The following is a 20,235-nucleotide window of genomic DNA, read 5'->3' as shown; positions in this document are numbered from 1 at the left end:
TCGACAATCCGCACACCACCCACGCGCAAGTCGCGGCCAGGGGGTCGACGGAGCGCGGGCAGCGTGCCGGAACAGGGCGAATCGGCTAGTGACCCCGGAACTCGGGCGTGCGTTTCTCAAACACCGCCGACATGGCTTCACCGATATCCTTCGAGGGCAGGAAAGCCGCGTTCCAGGCCGCGACGTAGCGCAGGCTCGCGTCCACCTGGGCGCTGCGCGTATGGCCCAGTACGGCCTTGATGCCGTGCACGACCAGCGGCGGGTTGGCAGCGATCTCCTGAGCCGCGGCACGAGCTGCGGCCAGAAGCGCCTCGCGGTTCTCGTAGACGTCGTTGACCAGGCCGATCCGCTCTGCGCGTGCCGCGTCGATGTCCCGCCCGGTCAATGCCAGCTCACGGGTGTGCCCCTCACCGACGATCCCCGCGATGCGGGCGAGAGTGCCCATGTCCGCGACCATCCCGACCTTGACCTCGCGGATGGAGAATCGGGCGTCGGCCGCCGCGTACCGGAAGTCGGCCGCGGTGATCAGGTCCACGCCTCCCCCGATGCACCAGCCCGCGACCGCGGCGACGACGGGCTTGCGGCAACGCTCCACCGCATTCGCCGCCTCCTGCATCGCCAGGATCAGGTCGTGGAACTCCGTGCGCTCCTTCGCCTGCGCGCCCGGAGCGAGCACCGGGCCGAGCGAGGGCGCGACCGCCGGCAGATCCAACCCATAGGTGAAGTGCCCGCCCGCACCGGTGAGCACGATCGCGCGGACCTCCGGGTCGGCATCGAGCGCGGCGAAGACGCGTGGGCATTCCGCCCAGAAGGCCGGGCCCATCGCGTTGCCGCGGCCCGGGCCGGTCAGCGTCACCTCAGCGACGTGCCCGTTGCGCTCCACGGTCATCGACTCGTACGGGCCGCACTGCCCGTCGCCGGAAGTCTGCGTGTCCTCTGCCATTGCTTCTGCACCGTCCTCGTCGCCCGGAGCCGTCATCCCGCGGACGGCAACGACAACACCTTACTTGTCAGTAGGCAACGCCGCACCCTCCTCCCCGCCCGGTACCGGGCGGCTGGACGCGCGGCCTGGCACAATGCGGCGGTGCCCACCCGCAACTCCGCCGACGGCATAGACGGCGACCCGGCCGACGGCGATGCCCCCGTCGCCGACCCCGGTGCCCCCGCCATCTCCACCAGCACCCTGTCCCGGAACGGCATGGGCGCCGTGCTCGCGGCGACGATCTTCGCCGCGGCCTCCGGATACGTGGTCATGCTGCTCGCCGGGCGGCAACTCGGCGCGTCCGGTTACGCCGATTTCACCGTCTACTGGGCACTGTTCTTCACCTTCGTCGGCATCACCAACGGCCTCATGCAGGAATCCACGCGCGCCGTGAGCGCAGAGGAGGCATCCCTCGCCCGTTCCGAAACCGTCGGCGGCGACCCGACCGGCCGCTCCACCAGCCCCGCGCTGATCGCCGCCTGCGTGGGCCTGGTGATGGCGGTGCTGATCGTGGCCACCTCCCCGCTGTGGGCGTCGCGCGTACTCCAGGGCCACGAGGTGCTGGGCGTCGGCGTCCTCGCCGTCTCGGTGTGGACGGTCGCGGTGCAAGCCACCCTCTGGGGACTCGCGGCGGGTCGCGGACGCTGGCTGCTGTACGCGTGCGGAATGGCCGCGGATGCGGCGCTGCGCCTCATCGTCGCGGTGTGGGCGGTCGCGGCGGGCTACGGGATCGTCGCCTTCGTCTTCGCGACGGTGGCGGGCGCGGTGTCCTGGCTGCTGCTGCTGAGCGCCTCGTCCGGCCGCAGCACCCTCGCCCGCCGGGTGCACGAGCCGCCCCGGGGCTTTCTGAAGCGCACCCTGCAGGCCATGGCCGCCTCGGCCGCCACGTCGGTGCTGATCGTCGGATTCCCGGTTCTCCTGGCCGGCGCGGAGACCTCCGAACTGGGCGATACCGCCGGCTCGCTGCTGTTCGCCGTCACCGTGACGCGCGCGCCGCTGCTCGTTCCGCTGACCTCGTTCCAGAGCGCGATCATCGTGTACTTCGTCGAACGCCGCGCGACCATGCTGCGCGCGCTCGCCATGCCGCTGGGCGCGGTGGTGGCGGTCGGGGCCGTCGGGGCCGCACTCGCATGGTGGATCGGCCCGCCGCTGATCCGGCTCGTCGGCGAGGGCTTCGACATGTCCGGCGGGCCACTCGCCGCGCTCGTGGGCGGCGCCGTCACCACGGCGGCGCTGATGCTCACCGGCTGCGCCACGCTCGCCGGCGACCAGCACCGCGCCTACGCCGCCGGCTGGTGGGTCGCCACCGGTACCGCCATCGTCATCCTCGCACTGCCGTGGGACATCACCGTCGCCACCGTGACCGCCCTGGTGGTCGGGCCTCTCGTCGGCATCGCCGTGCACTTGTCGGCGGCGCTCACCGCGGCACGCCGCACCCCCTTACGCGCGCCGGATTACATTTCGGACTCACTCCCCCGCTAGGATTCCCCACGACACCCGAGCAATCGTCGCGAAAGAGGCCACCCGTGCAGGACATGTCCGATGTCTGGCTCGTGGTCCCCGTGTACAACGAGGCCCCGGTGATCCGCGAGGTCGCGCAGGCGGCCCAACGAACCTTCCCCAACGTGGTGTGCGTCGACGACGGCAGCCGCGACGGCTCCGCCGACGAGATCCTCGCCGCCGGTGTGCACCTGGTCCGCCACCCCGTCAATCTCGGCCAAGGCGCGGCGATCCAGACCGGCATCGAGTTCGCCCGCAGCAGGCCGGGCGCCCGGTACTTCGTCACCTTCGACGCGGACGGGCAGCACCGCACCGAGGACGTCGAGACCATGGTGGGGCGTCTGCGCTCCGAGCCGCTCGACATCGTCGTCGGCACCCGCTTCGGCGGGCAGGACTCGTCCGGGGTTCCGCTCATCAAACGGGTCGTGCTGCGCACGGTGGTGGCCCTGAGCCCCCGCACCCGGCGTCTCGGCCTGACGGACGCGCACAACGGCCTGCGGGTGTTCGACAAGAAGGTCGCCGATCAGCTGGACCTCACGATGAACGGCATGAGCCACGCCTCCGAGTTCGTGCAGCTGATCGATGAGAACGACTGGCGGGTCTCCGAGCAACCCGTGACGATCCTCTACACCGAATACTCCATGGCCAAGGGGCAGTCACTGCTCAACGGCGTCAACATTCTCTTCGACGGGCTGCTGCGCAGCAGGATCAGGCGGTGAACTGCAGTGGTCATCCAGATCGTCCTCATCGCCGCGGTACTCATCTTCTTCATCTACTACCTGCGCTCCCGCGGCAGCTCACGCTCCTCGGCGCTGTTCAAGCTGCTGTTCCTCGCGTTCTGCCTCTTCGGCATCTACACGGTGATCCGCCCCAACGACCTCACCGAGTTGGCGCAGGCGGTGGGCGTGGACCGCGGCACCGATCTCATGCTCTACGCCCTGGTGGTGACGTTCGGATTCACCACGGTGGGCACCTACCTGCGCTTCCGTGAGCAGGAATTGCGCTACACGCGCCTCGTCCGCGCGATCGCGCTGCAAGGCGCGGAGATCCGGATCCAGGAGGCCGCCATCGAGCCCGCGGTGCGCGCCTCTGCGAACGTCGGTGAGGAAACCCCCTCAGGCCAGGACTCCCCCGAGGATACCGCCGAAGGCCGGGACGCCCCCGGCGATCAGCAGGCCGGTGAGGGTGAGGACGCCTCCACGTTGGACGCGTCCAACGGTTCCACGCGCACCCGATGACGGAAACGCCCATCGAGCTCTCCGTCGTCCTGCCGGTCTACGCCGGCGCCGACCCGGCGCACTTCCGGCGCGCACTGGAGAGCCTCTACGCGCAGACGTACCCGGCGGCCGAGGTGATCATCGTCGAGGACGGGCCGCTGCACCCCGGCCACCACGAGGTGCTCGACGAGTTCGCCGGCCGCACACCCGTGCCGCGCCGGATCGTCCTCCCGGAGAACCGCGGGGCGGCCGCGGGCAACCAGGCGGGCCTGGAGGCCGCACGGTTCGCATGGATCGCCAAGGCCGACTCCGACGACGTCAACCTCCCGGCCCGCTTCGCAGTGCAGGTGGAGGCGATCCAGCAGGCTGAGCGCGACGGCCGCCCGCTCGACTGCGTGGGCTCGGCGATGTTCGAGTTCGACGGCGGGCCGGCCGGCGAAGAGGCCGACCACGTGGTGGGGCTCCGCAGCCTCCCCTGCGCACCCCGCGCCCTCTCCCGCTATGCCCGTCGCAACAGCCCGCTGAACCATCCGACGGTGCTCTACCGGCGCGACCTGGCCCGGAGCGTCGGCGGCTACCGGCACGTCCCCTACATGGAGGACTACGACCTGTTCGGCCGCATGCTGGCGGCGGGTGCCCGCATGGCCAACCTTCCCGAGCCGCTGGTGCTCTTCCGGGCGGGGGACGCGATGCTGGGCCGCAGGCGAGCGCCAGGCATCTTCGCGGCGGAACGGACGATGCAACGCAACCTGCGCGCGTACGGGCTCGTGGGGCCGATCGAATCGCGGATCAACCTCGCCGCGCGCACGGCATTCCGCATGCTGCCCGCGCCGCTGCTGCGCCGCGCCTATCGGGGGCTGTTCCACAAGCACCCGCGCTGAGGCCCGGTCTCGCCGGAATCAATCGCCCCCGCCGCATCGGGAGGTCAGAATCCCGGCGGCAGGACCTCCGCCGGCGCCACCCAGTTCTCCGCGCTGGAGCGGTCGGCGAACGGATCCCAGCCGTACCTCGTCTCGCCGGGCTTCGGCGGCTCCCAGCCGCGCACTTCGTAGATCTTCGTCTCGCCGTTGAAGTAGATCCGCTCGAGCCCCGGGGTGCGGTCCAAGTCGAGCAGGCCGCGAGGCACCGTCTGGAACGGCCAGTACACCGGTGGGCTCATCACCACGTATTTGATGTCGAGTTGCTGCAGTGCGGCGTCCACCCGCGGGTTGATGCCGGCGGTGTTCAGCCGGTCCCAAAGCGTCCACGTGCGCGGGCCGATCGGTTCGGGGAAGGCGAAGTGGGTGAACAGCGGGTGCAGCCCCTCGAGTGCGTACATCCACCCCATTCCCTGGTCCGGGTCGACGAAGATCGTCGTGGTGCGCGCGTCGGGAAGCGTGGCCAGATACTCCATGGCCGCCCGGTCCTCCGGCGAGATCATCCTGCCGAAGCGGTCGCCCACGGCCATCGCGCCCATCCGGTCCGCGTAGGTGGACACGACCGCGCTCGAAGTCACCGGCACGGCCAGGGTGAGCAACACCAGCACCGTCACCGCAAGTCGACGGCGTGCCGGCGCCCAACGGCGCAGCGCCGAGTACACGCCCCACACGGCGAGCGCGATCCCCGCTCCGGCGAGCGCCACCACGATCAGCGCCACCGCGTACTGCAGCCGGCGCGGATCGGTGTAGAAGGCGTTCGAGAAGACCCTCAGCAGATCCGTCGCCATGCCCCCGATGGGCTCGATGGCATCGCACACCACGAGAAGCATCACCGCCCACACGACGGTCATCCACACGCTGAAGCGGGCCAGCAGCACCACGCACGCCAGTACGGCGAACGCCAGCAGCACCCACGGGGCGGGGAACGGATCGGTCCACTGGTTGGTCAGGGTGAAGGCGTCGTGCACGGCGGTCAGCCTGGAGATGTCGAGGCTGAAATCGTAGGACTCGATCGACGTCTGCTCGCCCAGCACTCCCTGGATCTGCGGGAGCATCACCGCGATGGTGAGCACCGCGACACCCACGAGGGCGGCAAGGTCGCGGAGGCGACTGCGGCGGGGCCGCCACAGGGCTTCGAACAGCCACCACAACCCCAGCAGCAGCGCGGAGAACACGGCCCCGGACGGGTGCACGCCCGCGATGCCGATCAGGCCGAGCGCCGCGAGCGGGATCCGGCGCGGGGCTCCGGTGACCGACATCACCAGCACGACCACCATGCCCGACATCGCCGCGCCCACGGCATTGGGATTGGCGGTGGTCAGGAACTCCACGTACGGCAGCGACGGGAGCACACCGCTCACCGCCCCCGCGCAGCCCGCGGCCAGCGCGGCCGCCCCGGGCGAGAAGCGGTCGCGCACGATCCGCCAGGCCAGGACGGCCGCGGACAGCGGAATCACCAACGCCAGGCACGTCATCGTCCAGATGTTGATGACGGGCAGGATCTCCGAGCCGGTGATGCTCTTCAGCAGTGCCCCGAGCGCGTGCCACGCGTCCGGGTAGTAGAAGTCCGCGTGCGTCTCCACCTGGAACAGCCGGCCCAGGTCCGTGGCCCCTGCGATCCCTGTGTTGTCGATGAACGAGATGACGTTGGCGTGCCACTGCTGGTCCCAGACATTCGACAGGCTCGCGATGCCGTCGGGCACCTTGGAAAGCCCGCGGAACAGGATTCCGAAGATGGTGCCGGCGCCCACGAGGACGCCGACCCCCGCAGCGGCCACGCCCGCCCACGGGACGCCGCCGGGCGGGGCGAGCCACGCACGACGGGCGGCGCCGCCGACGGGGCCGGCCTCATCGGCGTCGGAGCCGTCGTCCGCTTCGCCCTGGGCTGCAGGTTCGGCACCGCCGCGGCGGCGGGCGAGCACGAGACTGTAGACCGAACCCAGCCCGAGGAACGCCAGGAGCGTCACGAGCGCCGACCACAGATTCCAGGGCAGGTCCGACGCACCGGTCACGATGGTGCCCACCACCACCATGCCGAAGGTGACCGGAATCGCCAGCGCCGCAGCTACCGTCCAGCGCAGACGCACGGTGAGTCCCACGAGGAACCCTGGCGCCAGCAGGAGGAGAGCGCCGACTATCGCGAGCAAGGCTGTCTGCACGGCCGAGCCGACTCCCTTCGTCCCAAGCGACGGGTCCCCCCGCGCGGGTGCGTCGGCTGGCGCCGAGCGTCACGTATGCCGACGGGCCGAGTGAAGAATGGCCGTGCCCGTCCGTGTCCCCAATCCGGGGCGGTGTCGACCGGCCGAACGACACCGTGGGGAAGCATACGTGCGAGCCATGCCGGTGTCATAAGGGTGGGGGTGCGCGTTGGCACTTTTTCAAGTTGAATTCGCGCACGCGCGCGCGAGGGCTGCGGGGGTTCAGCGCACCACGTGGCGCAGCAGGGGGACCAGACCGCCGCGGGCCTCCTTGGTGCGCGCGGCCTTCGGGACGAGCGCCAGTGCGTGCAGGCGTGAAGTCAGGTGGTTGCGAGCCTCACGGGCGGCACGCTTCCAGCCGAGAGCCTCGAACCGCTCGGCCTGTTCGAGATAGAAGCGGCGCTCCTCGTCGAACCGCCGCCCGTCCAGCGCGCGCACCGAGGAGTCCGACGCGGAGTGCCTCCGGTACAGGAACCCCAGCCGCGGGTCGTAGACCATCCGCCCGCCGGCGGCGACCACGTCGCACAGCAGCGCCAGGTCCTGGACGACGTCGAGCCCCTCACGGAAACCGATGCGCTGCACGGTCTCCGACTTCCACGCCAGCGACGGGAAGTAGGTCCAGTTGCCCCGCATCAGGCCTACCGCGAGCTCTTCGCCCTCGTAGACGGTGCGGGATTCCGGGCGCGGGGCCACGCGCCCCTTGATCGCGTCGCTGAGCGGGCGGATCGCCCGGTCGTGCTCGTCGACCACCTGCACGCCGCACTCGAACACGGCCGCGTCGGGGTGGGCGGAGAAGGCCTCGGCGACGTGCGCGAGGTAGTTGGGCAGCATGATGTCGTCCGCCCCCATGACCACCACGGCCGGGGCGGTGGCCATCGCCAGGGCCTTCCGGTAGTTGCCGTTGGCGCCCAGGTTCTCCGCGTTGCGCTCGTAGACGACGCGGTCGTCGCGGGCGGAGATCTCCCCGAACCAGCGGGCGGGTTCGTCGCTGGGGTAGCCGTCGTCAAGCACGATCAGGCGCCAGGCGGAGTGCGTCTGGTTCAGCACGCTCGAGGCCGCGGCCTTCATGTAGTCGACGTCGCCGTAGTACGGCAGGAGCACGTCGATCTGCAGGGATTCGGGTTGCACAGGAATTCCTCACCGCGTGCCGTCTGCCGCACGCTCGGATGGTCGCAGCTCTTACCGGGACGAACCTACGGGCACGGTGCACCGCGTGCCACGACCGCTGGTCATCGGTCCGCACGCGCTGCGGCTGCCACGCACCTCACCTTACTGTGAGATACCTCACCCGGAGTGCCGACCAGCACGGATGCGATACTAATCGCTTGCATATTTGATGCAGGTCACATTCCTTGGTTCGGGGCGGTTAGAATTTCAGCGTTCCGGCATCTCCGCTGGACCGCACGGACAGGAGAATCGCATGGACCTCGGTTCCATCACAGACGTCATCAAGGAGATCGGCAAGGGGTCGCTGGGCACGATGGACAACGTCCTCGACGCCATGGGCTCGGGCGATATGGGTTCGTTCTACGACACCGGCGCCAAGATGTGGGGCTCACTCAGAGACGCCCTCGGCAGCTGAACTCCGCTCACGCACACGGGGAGGGGCCGGGTGAAGACACCCGGCCCCTCCCCGTGCCGTGACCGCAACGGCGATCCGGCACTCAGTCCATGAGCTCGACGATCGTGGCGTTGGCCATCCCGCCGGCCTCGCACATGGTCTGCAGTCCGTACCGGATGCCGTTGTCGCGCATGTGGTTGATCAGGCGGGTCATGAGGATCGCGCCGGAGCCGCCCAGCGGGTGCCCCACGGCGATCGCCCCGCCCAGCGGGTTCATCCGCTCCATGTCCGCGCCGGACTCCGCGAGCCACGCCAGCGGCACCGGGGCGAACGCCTCGTTGACCTCGTAGGCGCCGATGTCGCCGATGGACAGGCCCGACTTCTTCAGCGCCTTCGCCGTGGCGGCGATGGGCGCGGTGAGCATGATCACCGGGTCGTCGGCGGCCACCGCCACCGTGTGTACGCGCGCGATGGGCCGCATCCCGTGCTTGCGCGCCGTCTCCTCGGTGGCGACCAGCAGCGCGCCGGCGCCGTCGGAGATCTGGGAGGCGTTGCCGGCATGGATGACCCCGTCCTCCTTGAACACGGTCTTCAGCTTGCCCAGGCCCTCGACGGTGCTGCCGCGGCGCACGCCCTCGTCCTGTTCCAGACCGGCGAGCGGCGCCAACTGCGCGTCGAACGCCCCGGCGTCGATGGCCTGCGCGGAGAGCTCGTGCGAGCGCACCGAGTACTCATCCAGCACGGCCCTGCTGAAGCCCCACTTCTCCGCCACCATCTCGGCGCCCACACCCTGGTTGAAACCCTGCACGCCGAAGCGCTCGAGCATGCTCGGCGGGTTGGGGTCGCCGCCGGTGTTCGAGCCCATCGGCACCCGGGTCATCGACTCCGCGCCGCCCGCCACCACGAAGTCCTGCTGACCGGAGGCCACCGTCGCCGCCGCGAAGCTCAGCGCCTGCTGACTGGACCCGCACGCGCGGGTGATCGTCGTGCCCGGCACCGACACCGGCCAGCCCGCGGCCAGCACGGCGTTGCGGGCGACGTTCCCCGCCTGCTCCGAGTACTGCATGACGGTCCCCCACACCACGTCGTCGATGAGGGCCGGGTCGATCCCGGTGCGCCCGGCGAGCGCGCCCAGCACGTGGGCGGACAGGTCCACCGGATGGGTCTCGGCGTAGGCGCCCTTGCGCTTGCCGATGGGGGTCCGGACGGCATCGACGATGACGGCAGAGGTCATGGGGGTCCTTCCTGGGACGACGAACTTCGGCGGCGGCTTCGCATGACCTGCGCACGCGCCCGCACTGAAACAGGTTCAGGCTACGGGAGAGCGCCCCGCCCCACGATCCGGCCGCCCGCCAGGTAGAACCCTCCGCTCACCGCGACCGCTCGTGGCGCAGCCGGGCCCAGCCGGCCGCCAGCAGCACGGCCATCACCACGGCCACGTAGGCCAGCGCGCCGTCCCTCCCCCAGGACGGGCTCAGCGCGATGTCCTGGCCCGACGCGTAGATGCCGTTCAGGAATGGCATCCACCCGATCAGGTCGCCACCGCCCGGCAGCATCACCGAGGCGTTCTCGATGAACAGCGCCCACAGTGTCAGCGCCGCGACCGCCGCCGCCGGCCACGGGACGAGCGCCCCCACGGCGACCCCGATCCCCGATGCGAGAAACGCATAGGCCGGCAGCGCCCACAGCAGACGGACGCCGTCGGCCGACACCACGTCCACCTGCCCGTACACCCCCGGAAACAGCACGGGAAGCGCGACCATGAGCAGGAACCCGCACAGCAGCATCCCGGAGGCGGACGCGGCGCCCACCAGGATCCACCGGCCGAGCATCCCGGTGAACGGCCTCGGCGCAGCGTGGCGGGCGGCCTCGGCGCCGGGACCGCGCGTGGCCGAGCCCTGCGCGTAGGCGGCGAGCACCGCGAACACCGTCACTCCCAGGTAGACGAGCCAGTAGACGGAGTTCGACGTCGGTACCTGCCGCACCCGCAGCAGGCTGTCGGTGCCGTGCAGCTTCTCGGACACCGCCCCGACCGCAAGCGTGATGCACACCGGCAGCGCCAACCCCAGCGGCAGGGCGACGCGAAGCAGGAGCCCCCGGCCCCCGCCGAGCCGCACGCCCTCGGCGCGCACGCTGCGCGCGAGCACCACGGCGGCCGTCACGCCGCCTCCCGCACGCGGGGCGCACCCGCGGCGCGCGGGACGCGGGCGATGAACGCCTGCTCCAGGTCCGCGTGCGGCCCGCGCACCTCGTCGACGGTCCCGTGCGCGACGATCCCGCCGCCTTCCAGGATGAGGACCGCGTCCGCCGTGGCTTCGATCTCGGCGAGGTTGTGCGACGCCACGATCACGCACCGCCCCTCGTCGGCCCACTCGCGCAGCAGCCCGCGCAGCCAGAGCACTCCCGCGACGTCGAGCCCGTTCATCGGCTCGTCCAGGATCACGTTGCGCGGGTTTCCGACCAGGGCCGACGCGATACCGAGCCGTTGCCGCATGCCCAGCGAGTAGCCGCGGACCGGGCGGTCCGCCACCGCTTCGAGGCCCGTCCGCCGCAGCAGGGCCTCCACGGAGACTGCGCGAACCCCCGACTGCGCCGCGAGCCAGCGCAGGTGCCGTCGCCCCGAATGCCCGGGATGGAAGCCGTCCGCGTCCAGGTACATGCCCAGGAGCCGCGCCGGTGCCGGGGCGCGGGCGAGCTCCCGACCGTCCACCAGCGCCCGCCCCGAATCCGGGCGGAGCACCCCGCTCAGACAGCGCAGCAGCGTCGACTTGCCGGTTCCATTGAGGCCGAGAACGTAGGTCAGCGTCCGGTCGGCGAACACGTGCGAGACTCCGGCCAACGGCGTCGCGGCGCGCCGCCTGGTTCCGAAAGTACGGGTGAGTGCGTGTGCCTCGATCATGGCGTGGTCCTGGTCATCGGGTCCGTCGGGGCCGGTCCGGCATGCGAGGGCGGCGCAGTGGAGGCCGCGCCCGCCGACTCAGCCATTGCAGTAGACCGGCAGCCCCACCGTCCGCACGCCCGCGCACAGCGACGACGACGCCAGCTTCCAGACTCCGCCTTGCCGGACGAACTCGATCGGCATGTCCACGCCCGGCATCCCCGCGGACAAGCTGTGCAACTGCACGGTGATCCGGTCGCCCTGGCGTTGCACCGGGCCGGTGACCCGGCTCCAGCCGCGGGGCGCACGGAACAGCCCCAGGTTGTAGACGGTCTTCGGCACGATCACGCCGCCCATGCCCGCCTCGATGTTGCGGGCCTTGGCCTCGTCGGACGCGGCAGTGGCGGTGATGAAGTAGACCAGGTTGTTGAGGTCGGCGAGCGTCGGTTCTGCGGCGGAGACGGCGAAATCCGGCGGCAGCGGGGACGAGGGCGCCCACGCGGTCGGCTCGGCCGGGTCCTGCGGTTCCGCGGCGTGCCCCTGCGGCGTTTCGGTCGACTGCTCCTGCGGCGCTGCAGCCGGTGGGGCCTGCGCATCCGCCGGGGCCGGCGGGGCCGGTGATACGCCCGCGGCGCCCGTTCCGGTCGCCGGTGCAGCGGCCGTCGCTCCGGGAATGGGAGCGGGGCCGCCGTCCACGGGCGGTGCGCCGGACGCCGGAGGATCCGCGGCTTCGACACCTGCACCCGCTGCCCCGTCAGCCTGGATTCCGGTGCCCGGATCGGCGACCACACGCACCACCGCCGGTTGCGCGGCGGCCGCGGAATCGTCACGGTGCATTCCGACGATGCCGATGCTGAGGATCAGCGACGCGACGACGGCCGCCACTCCCGCGGAGGCGAGAACCGTCGGCCAGTTGAGTGCATGCGGATTCCGCTGTGCCCCCTCGTCGACGATGAAATGCCCCTCATCGCCGAATCCGTCGCCGTCACCGACGCGGCCGCTCACTGCTTGACGGCGACGAGCGCGATCGCCGACATGTTGTCGCGGTGGCGGCGGAACACCGAGCGCATCTCCAGAACACGCTTGCGCGCCCCCGGGTTGCGCAGCAGGTTGACGACGATCGTCAGGACACCGCGCAGGCCCTCGTCCTCAAGATTGCGCCTGGCTTCCAGCAACGCCATGTCCGCGTGCCGCACCGTTTCGACCCGGAACCCGTGCTTCTCGAACAGTTCCGTCCACTCCCGCTCGGTCAGCGGGCGCGCGTTGACCTTGATCGAGCGGGCCAGGGCCTTGCGGATCTCGGTCTTCTGCTCGTCGTCGAGGGTGTCGGGTTCGATGGCCAGCTCGTGGATCGCGTAGCGGCCGCCCGCACGGAGGACCCGGTGGGCCTCGGCGACGATCGCATCCTTGCCGCGCGGGCTCTGCATCGTCAGCATCGCCTCACCCACCACCAGGTCCGCACTCGCGTCGCCCAGCCCGGTCTCCGCCGCCGGCGCCTCGTGGACGGTCCCGCGGCCCCCGATGCCCGCACGCGTGGACAGGACGGCGTCCGGGTCCTCGTCGACGCCCGTGTAGCTGCGCGGTCCGCCCTCGAGGATCAGCGCCGCCGTCTTGCCCAGCCCCGGTGCCAGCTCCACGACGTCCGCGCCCGGGATCTTCGCCGCCGAGAGCAGCGTTTCCGTCATCCCCCGGCCCCCGGGGCGCAGAACACGCTTGCCCAGACGTGCCAGCAGCCAGTGCCCCGGCAGATCTTCGATGGGGCGCTGTGGGAGCGGGATGCTGACGGTCATGACGGGCCTCCGGGTTCGGCGAATTAATCAAGCTGTTGTACAGCCTATTGTGGGGGACTCCACACGAGTAAGGCAAGGCTAGGTTTATAGGTACTTGTCGGAGGACGCCGCGATCGGGCCATCGCGCCCGCACGTGGAACGCGTGCACGGGGCCCGGCCGCTCCGTCTACCTCCCGCGCGCGAGCATCTCCAGCAGGTACTTCCCGTACCCGGATTTGACCTGGGCGCAGGCCAGCGATTCGAGTTCCGCGTCGCCGATGTAACCCTGGCGCCACGCGACCTCTTCGGGAGCCCCGATCTTGAGGCCCTGGCGCTGCTCGATGGTGCGCACGAAGTTGCCGGCCTCGAGCAGCGAGTCGAACGTGCCGGTGTCCAGCCACGCGGTGCCGCGCGGCAGCACCTCCACGTGCAGCCGGCCCGCGTCGAGATAGGCGCGGTTGATGTCGGTGATCTCGTACTCCCCCCGCGCCGAGGGCGACAACTCGCGGGCGATATCCACCACGTCGTTGTCGAAGAAGTACAGCCCCGGCACCGCGTAGTGCGAACGCGGCGCCGTCGGCTTCTCCTCGAGCGACAGCGCCCGGCCGTCCTCGGAGAACTCCACGACCCCGTAGGCGCACGGGTCGGCCACCCGGTAGGCGAACACGGCGCCGCCGTCGATGCGGTTGAACCGCCGCAGCTGCGTGCCCAGTCCGGGGCCGTAGAAGATGTTGTCGCCCAGGACGAGTGCAACCGGATCGGAACCGATGTGCTCCGCCCCCAGCACGAAAGCCTGCGCGAGCCCCTCGGGGCGCTCCTGCACGCGGTAGGTGAGCGAGACGCCGAACTGCCCGCCGTCGCCCAGGAGCCGCTCGAACAGCCCCCGGTCCTCCGGGGTGGTGATGACGAGGATGTCGCGGATGCCCGCCAGCATCAGGGTGCTCAGCGGGTAGTAGACCATCGGCTTGTCGTACACCGGCACCAGTTGCTTGCTGATGCCGCGGGTGATGGGGTGCAGGCGCGTTCCGGACCCGCCCGCGAGGATAATCCCCTTCACGCCTTGTCCTCCTGCAGCGCGATCCACTCCATCACGGCATCGTAGCGCGGCAGTATCCCCTGCTCTGCGGCTTCGCTCAGCGTCGGCGCGGCGGCGTCCTTGGCGGAAAGCACGAGGTCCTTGGCGGAAAGCACCAGGTCCTTGGCGGAGAGCACCAGCGCGGCGGGGTCCACGCCCCAGTCGACGCCGACGCTCAGCGGGTGCACGCCGTGCTCACGGCCCGGGGCGTATCCGGTGGAACACTGATACATCACCGTCGCGTCGTCGGTGAGCGCGACGAACCCGTGTCCCAGTCCCTCCGAGACGAACACCGCCCGCCGGTCGACGTCGTCGAGGCGCACCGCGTCCGCGACGCCGAACGTGGGCGACCCCGTCCGCACGTCCACCACGACGTCCAGGACCGCGCCGCGTACGCAGGAGATGTACTTCGCCTGGCCAGGGGGGACGTCGGAGAAGTGGATCCCGCGCAGCACCCCGGCCCGCGAGACCGAGCAGTTCGCCTGCTCGAGCGTCAGCGTGCGGCCCGTCGCCTCACGCAGCGCGTCCGCCGTGAACGCCTCCAGGAACATCCCGCGCTCGTCGTGATGCTGTCGCGGGGTGAAGCTCCAGGCCCCCGGGACGTCGAGGGCGTCGAAGGTCATGCCCGGCACCGCTCACCCCCATCCCAGCGCGTCGTAGCGGTCCTCGACGCGGTCCTTCACTCCGGACCACCAGTCGCGGTTGTCGCGGTACCAGGCGACGGTGTCCGCCAGCCCCGCCTCCATGTCCGCGTAGCGCGGCTCCCACCCCAGCTCGCGGCGCAGGGGGCCCGCGTCGATGGCGTAGCGCAGGTCGTGCCCCGGCCTGTCGGCGACGTGGTCGAACTCGTCGGGGCCACGGCCCATGATGCTCAGGATCGACTGGAGCACTTGGAGGTTGGAACGTTCGCCGTCGGCACCGATCAGGTACGTGCGGCCACTCCGACCACCGTCGAGGATCCGCCACACCGCCGCGTTGTGGTCGTCGACGTGGATCCAGTCGCGCACGTTGCGGCCGGCCCCGTAGAGCTTGGCGCGGCGCCCGGACAGCAGGTTGGTGATCTGACGGGGGATGAACTTCTCGATGTGCTGGCGGGGCCCGTAGTTGTTGGAGCAATTGGACAGCGTCGCGGTGACCCCGAACGAACGCACCCACGCCCGCACCAGCATGTCCGAGCCGGCCTTGGTCGCCGAGTACGGGCTGGACGGGTTGTAGGCGGTCTGCTCGGTGAACCGGCCCCGGCCGCCCAGCGGCAGATCGCCGTACACCTCGTCGGTGGAGACGTGATGCAGGCGCACGCCCCTGCGGCGCACCGCCTCGAGCAGGGTGAAAGTGCCCACCAGGTTCGTCTGCACGAACGGGGACGGATCGTCCAGCGAGTTGTCGTTGTGCGATTCTGCGGCGAAGTGCACGACAGCGTCGGTGGCCGGGTCGAGTTCGCCGACGAGCGCATCGACCGTCTTCGGGTCGGCCACGTCGCCGACGACCAGGCGCGCACCGGTCCCCTCGAGCGACGCGCGGCTGCCCGCGTAGGTGAGCTTGTCCAGCACCGTCACCCGCACCTCGGGACGGGCGCGCGCCGTGTAGTGCACGAAACCCGAGCCGATGAACCCGGCCCCGCCCGTGACCAGGATGCGCGCCGCCCGTGACGTCATCTCAGCTGCGAAAGTACTCGACGGTCCGGCGGATGCCTTCTTCGACGTCGACCTTCGGCCGCCATCCGAGGACCTCCCCGGCGAGCGTGGGATCGAGGACGGAACGCCGGACGTCGCCCAGGCGGGGCGCCAGCAGCGCGGGGGTGTCGGGGGCGTCCGAGGCCTGCGCCACCATGGTGTGCAGTTCGCGGTCCGACGTTTCGATGCCGGTGCCGATGTTGAACCGTCGGCCGCCGCCCGCGGTGCCCGAGGCCAGTACGAACGCCTCGACCACGTCGTCGACGAACACGTAGTCGCGGGTGTTCCCGCCGTCGCCGAAGACCTTCGTCTCCGTGCCGTGCAGCAGCGCCTGCGAGAAGATCGCCACCACCCCGGCCTCGCCGTGCGGATCCTGGCGCGGGCCGTAGACGTTCGCGGGCGCGATGTGGGTGCAGTCGAGCCCGTAGAGGTTGCGGAAGGTGTTCAGGTAGATCTCGCCGGAGACCTTGCCGGCCGCGTAGGGCGACTGCGGGTCGACCGGCATCGACTCGGCGACCGGGAACGTCTCCGGCGAGCCGTAGATGGAGCCGCCCGACGATGTGAAGACGATCTTGCGGACGCCCGCCCGGCGCGCGGCCTCGGCCAGCCGCACCGTGCCCAGCACGTTGACGGACGCGTCCGCGGCCGGGTTCTGCACGCTCTGCCGCACGTCGATCTGCGCGGCCAGGTGGAAGATCACCTCGGGCTCGCGCTCGGCGACGATCTCGCACAGGTCCGCGGTGACGAGGTCGCCGTGCACGAACTTGTAGTTCTCGTTCTCACGGGCCCGGCTCAGATTGCCGGCCCGGCCGCGACTGAGGTTGTCGACGACGGTGACTTCGTGCCCGTCGTCGAGGAGCCTGTCGACCAGGGTGGAGCCGATGAAGCCGGCCCCGCCGGTGACGAGTGCGCGCATCGTGGAGTGTTCCTTCCGGCAGTGCTGCGGTATCGCGCCCGGACGGCGGCCGCGGCGTGCACCGCGCGCCCTGCGAACGCACAAACCAACAGTCTGCCCGACGCGTCCGCAACGGTGCGCGGCCGGGGCGTCCGGGACTGCCAAGGGCCCGCATCCGCCCAATCGCTTGAAACGTCCGCCCGCGTTAGCTACTGTGTCCGCAATCACTCGGTCAACCGTCCATGACGGACGACCGGATCGAAACCAGCCGCCCGGGACCCGGGCCGCACACCCCTCGCGGAGGAACAGGATGAGCAGGACGACGACGCGGCGGATCGCCGCCGGCGTGAGCGCGGGGGCGCTGGCCGCCTCGCTCGCGACGACGATCGGCGTGGGCGCCGCGGGGGCCGAGACGTCCAGCGTCAGCTGGGGCGACGGAAGCTCCAACTTCCAGCGCACGGTCAGCGACGCGACGCCGTCGGTAGGCGACACGATCACCACGACGACCACGTTCACGCGCGACGGGATCGTCGACGAGTACCTCTACCGCGTCAAGGATCTCCACCCCGAGTGCTTCGCGTACGTGCCGGGGTCGGCGCAGGTGGGCGGCAGCGCGATCGACGACGTCGAGACCGGCTCCTCCTTCACCGCGGTGAACGGCGGATCGTTCGAATGGCCGGTCCGGCCTGTCCTCGGCCCGAAGAGCCGGACCTTCTCGTTCTCCTACACCGTCGGCACCGACTGCCGGGCCGGCTCCGACTTCATGACGTCGATGCACTACGACGGGTCATTGGGCGCCGGGACGTACCAGGACGAGGGGCCGACGGTCACCGTCGAGTTCGCCGCCTCTCAGACGCAGGTCCAGCCGGTGTACGGCGCGAAGGCCGGACAGCCCGTCACCATCGCCGCCAAGGTGGCGGGCGGCACGGTGCCCCAGAACGGTGGCGACGTGCAGTTCAAGGCGGACGGCGTCGATATCGGCGCGCCCGTCGCCGTGGACCCGGCGACGGGCATCGCGCAGACCGGCTGGACTCCGGCGGACGCCGGGAACACGTCCCTCACCGCGGTGTTCCTCGGCAATCTCAACACCGACGGCTCCACCTCCGACCCGCGCACCGTCTCCGTGGCACAGCAGACCGTCGATTCCAAGACCTCGTTGAGCGTGGCGTCCGGCGCACAGGTCGGTTCCGCCACCTCCGTCACCGCCACGGTCGCACCGCCCGGGGCCGGCGGAACGGTGACGTTCAAGGACAACGAGGTCGACTTCGCCACCGTCCCGGTCACCGATGGAGACGGTGGCGTCAGCGTGGACTGGATCCCCGGCAGCGAGGGCTCCCACACGATCAAGGCCGTGTTCTCCGGCCGCGACGGCGTGAACGGCAGCGGCGCCCAGCAGACGGTGACCGTGGCCCCCAAGCCCGCCGAGTCCGTCACTTCCACCACCACGCTCGACCCGGTCGCCCCGTTCGACCTCGGCGGCACCGCCACGTTGAAGGCCACCGTCACCTCGGAGGGGGCGACCGACGGGACCGTCACCTTCCGCGACGGCGACGAGATCCTCGGCACCGTCGACGTCGTGAACGGCGTGGCGACGCTGGAAGACTGGAAGCCCACGATCGGCGGCGACCACGCGATCAGCGCGGAATTCTCCGGCATCGGCGACACGCTGGCGTCGAACGCGGCCATCACCGTGACCGTCGACACCCCCGAGACCCCGGGCCCGGGCGACCCCGGTGACGGCGGAGCCACGGGCGGATCCTTCGACCTGAGTACACTGTTCGGCTCGCTGGGATCCCTGGGCGGGTGACGGTAACGCCGGACGCCTAGCAGGCCGGGAAAGTAAGGGGCCCGTCCCGCCATCCGGGGGGTGGAGGCGGGACGGGCCGGGATTCCTTCCGCCGGGGGGGAGGTGGCGGAAGGAATCGAGAGCGGGGTGCGCCAGGGGGGGGTAGGCGCGAACCGCCGCTAATACACAGGCTAACAGCACCGCGCGCAGGGTGCCAAGTCGATTCCCCGGCGCGCGTCGCGCTGCCGCGGCAGCGCGGATTTCACCGGCCTGACCGGGGGCACAGCCCTCGTTCTGCGCGCCGAACGCACCGGACCCCACCCCCCTCGGGGGGTGGGGTCCGGTGCGTTGGAGCCACCTACCGGAATCGAACCGGTGACCTATTCATTACGAGTGAATCGCTCTACCGACTGAGCTAAGGTGGCGTTTCCGGTCACCCCGGACTATCCGCCCGGGGTGACCGAGCGGATTGAAGTCTAGCGGCACAGCGGCCCGCAACAAAAATCGGGGGGCGCAGCCCGCGTCACCGCCCGCCTCACCGCCGCGTGGCCGCCTCGAGCCCCGCGATCATCGCGTCCATCGCCACCTGCGGCTTGACGTTCGACGACAGCGCCTCGCGGCACTCGAGCACCGACTCGACCGCCTGCAGCAACCCCGGCCGCGGCGCCTCGCGCGCAATCGTGCGGGCGTCATCGGCCAGGTCGGGATGCAGAGCCGGCACTGACGAGCCCATACTCACAGCCAATGCGTCCCGGTACAGGCCCACGACGTCCATCAGCGCACGGTCCAGCGCATCGCGCTGCGACCGGGTGCGCCGGGTCTTCTGCTGCTTCTCCAGGTCCTTGATCAGCCCGGCGGTGCCGCGCATCGTGCCTGCGGTGCCCTTGCCCGTGCCGCCGGCCCCCAACGCGGTGCGCAGCTCGTCCAGTTCCCTCGCTTCCCGCTCCGCGTTGGCATCCTTGGCCTCGGCCTCGGCGGCGTCCACCAATTGCTTGCTCAGCAGGTAGCCGCCGGCCGGCCGCAGCACCGCAGTGGGCAGCCGCAGGGCCTGCAGCCTCCGGGCGCGTGCCGCCTCGTCGCGCGCCAGCCACCGGGCCCGTCCCACATGCCCACCGCTCACCGACGCCGCCCACTGCGACTGTGCCTCGTCCAACCCGTCGCGTTCCCGGAGGACCTGCGCCACCGCGCTTGTGGGCGGCTGCACCAGCCCAACGTGCCGACAGCGGGAACGGATCGTCACCGACACGTCGCCCGGGTCCGTGGACGGGGCGCACAGCAGGAACACCGTGCGCTCCGGCGGCTCCTCCACCACCTTGAGCAGTGCGTTCGACGCGCCCTCGGTGAGCCGGTCCGCGTCTTCGACCACCACGACGAGCCAGCGGCCCACGCTGGGCCGGCGGTTGGCAATCTGCACGATGGCGCGCATCTCCTTGACTGGGATGCTCAGCCCCTCCGGCACCACGCGGCGCACATCGCCGTGGGTGCCCGCGAGGGCCGTCCGGCACGCGGAACACTCGCCGCATCCGGGAGCCCCCTCCGACGTGCACTGCAGTGCGGCCGCGAAGGCCAGCGCGGCGATGGACCGCCCCGACCCCGGCGGACCGGTGAAGAGCCAGGAATGCGTCATCCCCGACGGTGTGCCGCCGTCGCCCGCCGCACCGCGCGCTGCGGACGCCGCGGCCGCCAGCGTCGCCACAGCCCGGTCCTGGCCCACCAGCCGATCGAACACGCTCCCCGCACTCACCACCATGTGGCCCGACAATAGTCTCCCCCGCCGACACGCT

At 70.9% G+C, this 20,235-nt stretch carries 19 protein-coding genes and 1 tRNA gene; 6 read left to right on the top strand and 14 right to left on the bottom strand.

Translation table 11 applies throughout. From position 1 onward, the window contains the following. Window positions 1–85: 85 nt before the first annotated feature. A complete protein-coding gene (locus tag FO059_RS02870; protein ID WP_372497876.1) occupies window positions 86–889 on the bottom strand; it encodes a crotonase/enoyl-CoA hydratase family protein in 804 nt (267 codons plus the stop codon). Between the two features lie 195 nt (window positions 890–1,084). On the opposite strand from FO059_RS02870, the gene FO059_RS18610 reads away from it, so the two are divergent. The 4 genes from FO059_RS18610 to FO059_RS02855 are packed head-to-tail and all read left to right on the top strand — an operon-like array spanning window position 1,085 to window position 4,580. After that, window positions 1,085–2,464, top strand: coding sequence for an MATE family efflux transporter (locus tag FO059_RS18610; protein ID WP_233266999.1), 1,380 nt, complete (start codon window positions 1,085–1,087; stop codon window positions 2,462–2,464). A gap of 53 nt (window positions 2,465–2,517) precedes the next feature. Continuing rightward, window positions 2,518–3,201 (top strand): glycosyltransferase family 2 protein, encoded by a 684-nt coding sequence (locus tag FO059_RS18605; RefSeq protein WP_233267000.1) that lies wholly within the window; start codon window positions 2,518–2,520, stop codon window positions 3,199–3,201. 6 nt (window positions 3,202–3,207) lie between these two features. Continuing rightward, window positions 3,208–3,720, top strand: a complete 513-nt coding sequence (locus FO059_RS18945) for a DUF2304 domain-containing protein (RefSeq protein WP_143906201.1) — start codon at window positions 3,208–3,210, stop codon at window positions 3,718–3,720. Continuing rightward, complete coding sequence (locus tag FO059_RS02855) at window positions 3,717–4,580, top strand: glycosyltransferase (RefSeq protein WP_143906200.1); 864 nt, start codon at window positions 3,717–3,719, stop codon at window positions 4,578–4,580. Before FO059_RS18945 ends, FO059_RS02855 begins: the two co-directional genes overlap by 4 nt. A 44-nt stretch (window positions 4,581–4,624) precedes the next feature. Here FO059_RS02855 and FO059_RS02850 read toward each other — a convergent pair whose 3' ends face one another. Together FO059_RS02850 and FO059_RS02845 are read right to left on the bottom strand one after the other, a co-directional pair. Then, the gene (locus FO059_RS02850; protein WP_143906197.1) at window positions 4,625–6,775 is read right to left on the bottom strand and encodes a DUF6541 family protein; all 2,151 of its coding nucleotides are present in this window, start codon (window positions 6,773–6,775) and stop codon (window positions 4,625–4,627) included. A gap of 261 nt (window positions 6,776–7,036) precedes the next feature. After that, the gene (locus FO059_RS02845) at window positions 7,037–7,942 is read right to left on the bottom strand and encodes a glycosyltransferase family 2 protein (RefSeq protein ID WP_308339552.1); all 906 of its coding nucleotides are present in this window, start codon (window positions 7,940–7,942) and stop codon (window positions 7,037–7,039) included. A gap of 292 nt (window positions 7,943–8,234) precedes the next feature. Here FO059_RS02845 and FO059_RS18285 point away from each other — a divergent pair, with 292 nt between their 5' ends. Further along, window positions 8,235–8,396 carry a hypothetical protein gene (locus FO059_RS18285; RefSeq protein WP_158726656.1) on the top strand — a complete coding sequence of 54 codons (162 nt, stop codon included), beginning with the start codon at window positions 8,235–8,237 and terminating at the stop codon, window positions 8,394–8,396. Window positions 8,397–8,478: 82 nt separating this feature from the next. Here FO059_RS18285 and FO059_RS02840 read toward each other — a convergent pair whose 3' ends face one another. The 9 genes from FO059_RS02840 to FO059_RS02800 form a co-directional block, all read right to left on the bottom strand. After that, window positions 8,479–9,609 carry a thiolase family protein gene (locus FO059_RS02840; protein ID WP_143906195.1) on the bottom strand — a complete coding sequence of 377 codons (1,131 nt, stop codon included), beginning with the start codon at window positions 9,607–9,609 and terminating at the stop codon, window positions 8,479–8,481. 136 nt (window positions 9,610–9,745) lie between these two features. Continuing rightward, window positions 9,746–10,537 carry a hypothetical protein gene (locus tag FO059_RS02835; RefSeq protein WP_143906193.1) on the bottom strand — a complete coding sequence of 264 codons (792 nt, stop codon included), beginning with the start codon at window positions 10,535–10,537 and terminating at the stop codon, window positions 9,746–9,748. Next, window positions 10,534–11,274, bottom strand: coding sequence for an ABC transporter ATP-binding protein (locus FO059_RS02830; protein WP_143906191.1), 741 nt, complete (start codon window positions 11,272–11,274; stop codon window positions 10,534–10,536). Before FO059_RS02830 ends, FO059_RS02835 begins: the two co-directional genes overlap by 4 nt. Before the next feature lie 78 nt (window positions 11,275–11,352). Beyond that, a complete protein-coding gene (locus FO059_RS02825) occupies window positions 11,353–12,258 on the bottom strand; it encodes a hypothetical protein (protein WP_143906189.1) in 906 nt (301 codons plus the stop codon). Continuing rightward, window positions 12,255–13,043 carry a class I SAM-dependent methyltransferase gene (locus FO059_RS02820; RefSeq protein ID WP_143906187.1) on the bottom strand — a complete coding sequence of 263 codons (789 nt, stop codon included), beginning with the start codon at window positions 13,041–13,043 and terminating at the stop codon, window positions 12,255–12,257. The genes FO059_RS02825 and FO059_RS02820 overlap by 4 nt, the downstream gene beginning before the upstream one ends. 166 nt (window positions 13,044–13,209) lie before the next feature. Then, window positions 13,210–14,079 (bottom strand): glucose-1-phosphate thymidylyltransferase RfbA, encoded by an 870-nt coding sequence (gene rfbA, locus FO059_RS02815; protein WP_143906184.1) that lies wholly within the window; start codon window positions 14,077–14,079, stop codon window positions 13,210–13,212. Continuing rightward, window positions 14,076–14,720, bottom strand: a complete 645-nt coding sequence (locus tag FO059_RS02810; protein ID WP_143906182.1) for a dTDP-4-dehydrorhamnose 3,5-epimerase family protein — start codon at window positions 14,718–14,720, stop codon at window positions 14,076–14,078. The genes rfbA and FO059_RS02810 overlap by 4 nt, the downstream gene beginning before the upstream one ends. Window positions 14,721–14,732: 12 nt before the next feature. After that, a complete protein-coding gene (rfbB, locus tag FO059_RS02805; RefSeq protein ID WP_143906180.1) occupies window positions 14,733–15,752 on the bottom strand; it encodes a dTDP-glucose 4,6-dehydratase in 1,020 nt (339 codons plus the stop codon). A 1-nt stretch (window position 15,753) separates the two neighbouring features. After that, a complete protein-coding gene (locus FO059_RS02800) occupies window positions 15,754–16,686 on the bottom strand; it encodes a GDP-mannose 4,6-dehydratase (protein WP_143906179.1) in 933 nt (310 codons plus the stop codon). A gap of 289 nt (window positions 16,687–16,975) precedes the next feature. Here FO059_RS02800 and FO059_RS02795 point away from each other — a divergent pair, with 289 nt between their 5' ends. Continuing rightward, window positions 16,976–18,472 carry an Ig-like domain-containing protein gene (locus FO059_RS02795; protein ID WP_158726657.1) on the top strand — a complete coding sequence of 499 codons (1,497 nt, stop codon included), beginning with the start codon at window positions 16,976–16,978 and terminating at the stop codon, window positions 18,470–18,472. Between the two features lie 328 nt (window positions 18,473–18,800). On the opposite strand, the gene FO059_RS02785 is transcribed toward FO059_RS02795, so the two are convergent. Continuing rightward, window positions 18,801–18,876 (bottom strand) — tRNA-Thr (locus tag FO059_RS02785). 110 nt (window positions 18,877–18,986) lie between these two features. Continuing rightward, window positions 18,987–20,201 carry a DNA polymerase III subunit delta' gene (locus FO059_RS02780; protein ID WP_143906175.1) on the bottom strand — a complete coding sequence of 405 codons (1,215 nt, stop codon included), beginning with the start codon at window positions 20,199–20,201 and terminating at the stop codon, window positions 18,987–18,989. Window positions 20,202–20,235: the final 34 nt, after the last annotated feature.

Origin of the sequence: Tomitella fengzijianii (assembly GCF_007559025.1) — a bacterium.
In the GTDB taxonomy this organism is placed as follows: domain Bacteria; phylum Actinomycetota; class Actinomycetes; order Mycobacteriales; family Mycobacteriaceae; genus Tomitella; species Tomitella fengzijianii.
The sequence above is the reverse complement of the archived record's forward strand: the minus strand, read 5'-3'. Positions and strand labels throughout refer to the sequence as shown.

What these genes read in the sequence shown, in the direction of transcription:
- FO059_RS02795 (WP_158726657.1), top strand. Translation starts at nt 16,976, where the DNA reads ATGAGCAGGACGACGACGCGGCGGATCGCCGCCGGCGTGAGCGCGGGG.
- FO059_RS02820 (WP_143906187.1), bottom strand. Translation starts at nt 13,043, where the DNA reads ATGACCGTCAGCATCCCGCTCCCACAGCGCCCCATCGAAGATCTGCCG.
- rfbB (WP_143906180.1), bottom strand. Translation starts at nt 15,752, where the DNA reads ATGACGTCACGGGCGGCGCGCATCCTGGTCACGGGCGGGGCCGGGTTC.
- FO059_RS02840 (WP_143906195.1), bottom strand. Translation starts at nt 9,609, where the DNA reads ATGACCTCTGCCGTCATCGTCGATGCCGTCCGGACCCCCATCGGCAAG.
- FO059_RS02855 (WP_143906200.1), top strand. Translation starts at nt 3,717, where the DNA reads ATGACGGAAACGCCCATCGAGCTCTCCGTCGTCCTGCCGGTCTACGCC.
- FO059_RS02870 (WP_372497876.1), bottom strand. Translation starts at nt 889, where the DNA reads ATGACCGTGGAGCGCAACGGGCACGTCGCTGAGGTGACGCTGACCGGC.
- FO059_RS02810 (WP_143906182.1), bottom strand. Translation starts at nt 14,720, where the DNA reads ATGACCTTCGACGCCCTCGACGTCCCGGGGGCCTGGAGCTTCACCCCG.
- FO059_RS18605 (WP_233267000.1), top strand. Translation starts at nt 2,518, where the DNA reads ATGTCCGATGTCTGGCTCGTGGTCCCCGTGTACAACGAGGCCCCGGTG.
- FO059_RS18285 (WP_158726656.1), top strand. Translation starts at nt 8,235, where the DNA reads ATGGACCTCGGTTCCATCACAGACGTCATCAAGGAGATCGGCAAGGGG.
- FO059_RS02780 (WP_143906175.1), bottom strand. Translation starts at nt 20,201, where the DNA reads ATGGTGGTGAGTGCGGGGAGCGTGTTCGATCGGCTGGTGGGCCAGGAC.
- FO059_RS02830 (WP_143906191.1), bottom strand. Translation starts at nt 11,274, where the DNA reads ATGATCGAGGCACACGCACTCACCCGTACTTTCGGAACCAGGCGGCGC.
- FO059_RS02800 (WP_143906179.1), bottom strand. Translation starts at nt 16,686, where the DNA reads ATGCGCGCACTCGTCACCGGCGGGGCCGGCTTCATCGGCTCCACCCTG.